The organism is Hyphomicrobium sp. (assembly GCF_020852195.1).
Classification (GTDB): domain Bacteria; phylum Pseudomonadota; class Alphaproteobacteria; order Rhizobiales; family Hyphomicrobiaceae; genus Hyphomicrobium_C.
Map to the genome: position 1 here is coordinate 1 of NZ_JADZBI010000192.1, position 4,465 is coordinate 4,465.

Below are 4,465 nucleotides of genomic sequence, written 5' to 3' on the forward strand. Positions count from 1 at the left end.
CAAGCATTTTGAAGATTACATTCAAGCAACAAACCGGCGCGGGTTTCCCCGCGCCGGTTCATGTTTTCTACCAACCCCTGTTAGGGGAGCGTGTAGACCGTGAAGGTGCCGCCGAGGTCGGTGTACGACTTCAGGCCAGCGTAGTTACCCACGGCGCCGAGGCCGTCCGTCGGCTTGTCGAGACCAGCCGCGAGACCGATGCCAGCCCAGCCACCGACGCCCGAGAAGAGGCCGATGTACTGCTTGCCACCGAGCGCGTAGGTCATGACGTTGCCGATCGAGCCCGAAGGCAGGCGGTGCTTGAAGAGCTCAGCACCATCCTTCTGATCGCGGCACTTGAAGTAGCCCTCAAGGGTGCCGTGGCAGGCGAGGCCGCCAGCGGTCGTCAGAACGCCCGACCACACCGAGAAGGGCTCGTCATGCTGGTGAACGATCTTGCCAGCAACGCCATCCCAAATCGTGAAGTGGCCGGTGTTCGTCTTGCCCTCAGGCGGGAACATCGACAGTGTCGCGCCAACGTACGGCTGACCAGGCGTGTACGAGACCTTGAAGGGCTCGTAGTCCATGCAGACGTTGTTGATCGGCACGTAGAACAGGTTCGTCAGCGGCGAGTAGGCTGCCGGCTGCTGATCCTTGAAGCCCAGAGCGGCCGGGCAGACGTTCTTCGTGTTGACGTCCGGTCCGTTGAGGAACGTCGACTTCGAAGCGACGACGGTCGGACGACCGTAGTTGGGCTTCGACTTGTCGAGCTCGACGCCCGTCGACCAGTTCAGATCCTCGTCGTAGGGCTGGGCAACGAGCGGCTCGCCGGTCAGGCGATCGATCGTGTAACCGAAGCCGTTACGATCGAAGTGGGTCAGGACCTTGCGCTCCTTGCCATCGAACGTCTGCGTGGTGAGGATCGACTCGTTGACGCCGTCGTAGTCCCACTCATCGAACGGGGTCATCTGGTATGCCCAGGCGGCCACGCCGGTGTCGGGGTTACGAGCGAACAGGGTCATCGACCACTTCTGGTCGATCTGCTTGCCGTCCGGTCAAGCACGATGAGCCGGGTTCCAGGTCGAGGGGTTGCCCGAACCATAGTAGAAGAGGTTGGCTTCCGGATCGTAAGAGGCATAGCCCCAGGTCGAACCGCCGCCGATCTTCCACTGGTCGCCCGTCCAGGTCTTCAGCGAGGAGTCCTTGCCGACCGGCTTGCCAAGCGAGATGGTCTTCTCCGGATCCATCAGGATGTCAGAATCCGGGCCCATGGAGTAGGCGCGCCAAGCGCGGCTGCCATCGGCCAGGTTGTAGGCGGTGACGTGGCAACGGACGCCAAACTCGGCGCCGGACGTGCCCATGATCACCTTGTCATTGACGATCAGGATGAAGCCCGTGTGGGTCTCGCCCTTCTTCGGATCGCCGTTGACAGCCTTCCACTTCTCCTTGCCGGTCTTGGCGTCGAGCGCGACGAGCGTGGTGTCGGCCTGGCCAAGGATCAGCGTATCGCCGGCGATCTGAACGCCACGGTTAACCGTGTCGCAGCACATGACCGGGATAACCGACGGATCCTGCTTCGGAGAGTACTTCCAGAGGATCTTCGGACCAGCGGGGTCCGAGATGTCGAGGGCGAAGACGTTGTTCGGGAACGCGGAGTTCAGATACATCCGGTCGCCGATGACGATGGGCGAACCTTCGTGACCACGAAGAACGCCGGTCGAGAACTGCCAAGCAACCTTGAGGTCCTTGACGTTCGAAGTGTTGATCTGGTCGAGCTCAGAGTACCGCCAACCGGCGTACTGACCCTGCTGCATCGCCCAGTTGTTCGGATCTGACGTCGCCTTGATGACGTCCTCGTTCGCCAAAACCGGCGAACTCAGAGCGACAGTGGCGAGCAGCCCGCATGCGAGTGCACTTCTGCGCATCGCGCTTCCTCCTTAAAGTTCTTGCCACGCTTGCAAGCGGCAGCGAACGACAGCGTGTCACAGCCCGGATGACGGCGTTCGGGATTTTTCCCTTGTCTTGCCGCTGACTTACGAATGGAGGCCCTTGCACTGACAAGCCCCCTGAAGCCATCGCTACCGTGGCAACCTTTTAGACACTTTCTCGTGAGGTCCGCAAGACAATCCGTGAGATCATTTTTCTTGCAACACCGATAGGACAAGCATTCTGACCCATTTTATCGGCCGTTTTATCGAAGTTTTTTGCGCTGCGGGATATAATGCTGCGGTGCACGCCTAAATTTTCCCGCTGCAAGGTGTCGTGTCGCCCTATTGACTTCAAATTTCTTATGTGAATAATTTTTGCCCCTGAAATTCATCTGTTTTGGCATTTTTCCCTCCCATCCGTTTGTAATTCGGTCTGTTTTTCCTGATCGTGCTGGGACATATTCCCGCGCGTCGCATCCGCACGCGGCGTGTTGCGTCCTGGATCGCCTCCGCTTAGTTCTTCCGCCGTCTCTGCAAGGAGGTAGCGCTGTGCCGGACCGAGATTCACCCCACCCTGATCGACGGTCGCTGCTGCGGGCCGCGGGCGCTCTTGCCGCCCTCGCTGCCGCGCTCCCGCGGGCGAGCCGCACGGCCCAGGCGGAGGCCGCCGCCTCTCCTTCGGTCTCCTTCGCCGTGGAGATCGCGCCCGGCGTCCATGCTCACCAGGGGCAGGTCGCCCACTCCGCACCCGACAACGAAGGTGACATCGCCAACGCCGGCTTCATCGTTGGGCGGGAGGCGGTGGCGGTCATCGATACCGGCGGCAGCGCGCGGGTGGGGGCCAGGCTGCATGCCGCGGTCCGCTCGGTCACGCCGCTCCCGATCCGCTACGTCATCAACACCCACATGCATCCGGACCACGTGCTCGGAAACGCCGCATTCGAGGCCGACCAGCCGGCCTTCGTCGGGCACCACAAGCTGGCGCGGGGATTGAGCGCGCGGGCCGAGCGCTACCTCGCCGTCAACAAGGAGGCGCTCGGCGAGGAGGCCTTTGCCGACACCAAAATCGTGCTGCCGACGCTGGCCATCAGTGAGACGACGACGCTCGACCTCGGGGGGCGTGCCATCGAGCTCACGCCGGAGAAGACGGCGCATACGGACAACGACCTGATCGTCCGCGACCGTGAGACCGGCACGGTGTTTCTCGGCGACCTCGTGTTCTCGGAGCACGTGCCGACCCTCGACGGCTCGATTCTCGGCTGGATCTCGGTGCTCGATGCCCTCGCGCAGGCGCCCGCCCAGCGTGTCGTGCCCGGGCACGGGCCGGCGGCCATGGCGTGGCCCGATGCGGCAAAGCCCGTTCAGCACTATCTTGAGGTTCTGACGCGAGAGATTCGCGCGATGATCAAGGAGAACCGCACACTCTCCGACGCCACCACAACAGTCGGTCTCTCGGAAAAGAGTGCATGGAAGCTGTTCGAGGACTATCATGCGAGAAACGTCTCGGCGGCGTTCGCCGAGCTCGAATGGGAATAGCGCCCAGCCAAGCAACGCGCGCTGAAGCGCCGGTACCGGAGGACACATCATGTTGCAGGCCATCCGCACGACAGCCGCTCCCCGGGTCCTTCGTGGGTTGTTCGGGCTTGCACTCGGCATGCTGATCGCCGGAAGCGGGCAGGCCATGGCCGAGGAGGACATCTGGCCGGCGCTGCAGAAGGACCTCTTCGGCGAGCGCGCTGTGGTCGAGGACACCTCGGCGGTGGTGCTCGAAGCGCCTTACCGCGCCGAGGACGCGGCACTGGTGCCCCTCACGGTGCGCATTCCCGCCGGCGTGGCGAAGTCCGTGAAGAAGCTCTCGCTAGTGATCGACAAGAACCCGGCACCGCTGGTTGCCGATTTCAACTTCGGACCGGCGGCGGGCGAGGGCGAGCGCGTGCTCGAAACGCGCGTGCGCGTCGACATGTACTCCAACATCCGCGCCATCGTAGAGACGCAGGACGGCAGGCTCCTGATGGCGACGAAGTTCGTGAAGGCGGCCGGCGGCTGCTCGGCGCCGGCGCTCAAGGACACGGATGCGGTGCTGGCCGAGGCCGGCAAGATGCAGATCAAGCTCATTGCCGGAACGGCCGACGGGCAACGGGAAGGGCAGATCAAGATCCGCCATCCGCAGTACTCGGGCCTGCAGCTCAACCAGGCGACCGGCTATTACATCCCCGCCAAGTTCCTGCGCGTCATTGACGTCACGCGTGGCGGCGAGCGCATCTTCCGCGTGGAAGGCGGCATCTCGCTCTCGGAGGATCCGCATATCCGCTTCACCTATGCGGGCGGCGGCGATGAGACGCTGGAGGTGACCGCTGAGGATACCGACGGCCGGGTCTTCAAGGGCCACGCGGGACCGAAGGGCTCGTGACGGGTCCTCGTCTTCCTTGACGCAATAGAAAGGGCGCTTCGACCGAAGCGCCCTTTTCTCTATCCAGCCAATGCGCGGCGTGCCGGCTCAGAAGCAGCGGATCTCGCCTTCCACCTGGGCGCGCTTCAGGTTCTTCACCTTCTCGAGC

General features: G+C 63.0%; 2 protein-coding genes and 1 pseudogene. 2 read left to right on the forward strand and 1 reads right to left on the reverse strand.

Going from position 1 to position 4,465, the window contains the following annotated elements; all coding sequences use genetic code 11:
- Positions 1-80: 80 nt before the first annotated feature.
- Positions 81-1,904, reverse strand: a pseudogene (locus IT540_RS16525) (PQQ-dependent dehydrogenase, methanol/ethanol family).
- 552 nt (positions 1,905-2,456) lie between these two features.
- On the opposite strand from IT540_RS16525, the gene IT540_RS16530 reads away from it, so the two are divergent.
- Positions 2,457-3,443 carry a quinoprotein relay system zinc metallohydrolase 2 gene (locus tag IT540_RS16530; RefSeq protein ID WP_291180480.1) on the forward strand — a complete coding sequence of 329 codons (987 nt, stop codon included), beginning with the start codon at positions 2,457-2,459 and terminating at the stop codon, positions 3,441-3,443.
- Positions 3,444-3,492: 49 nt separating this feature from the next.
- Complete coding sequence (locus tag IT540_RS16535) at positions 3,493-4,317, forward strand: quinoprotein dehydrogenase-associated SoxYZ-like carrier (protein ID WP_291180485.1); 825 nt, start codon at positions 3,493-3,495, stop codon at positions 4,315-4,317.
- Positions 4,318-4,465 lie beyond the last annotated feature (148 nt).

What these genes read in the sequence shown, in the direction of transcription:
- IT540_RS16535 (WP_291180485.1), top strand. Translation starts at nt 3,493, where the DNA reads ATGTTGCAGGCCATCCGCACGACAGCCGCTCCCCGGGTCCTTCGTGGG.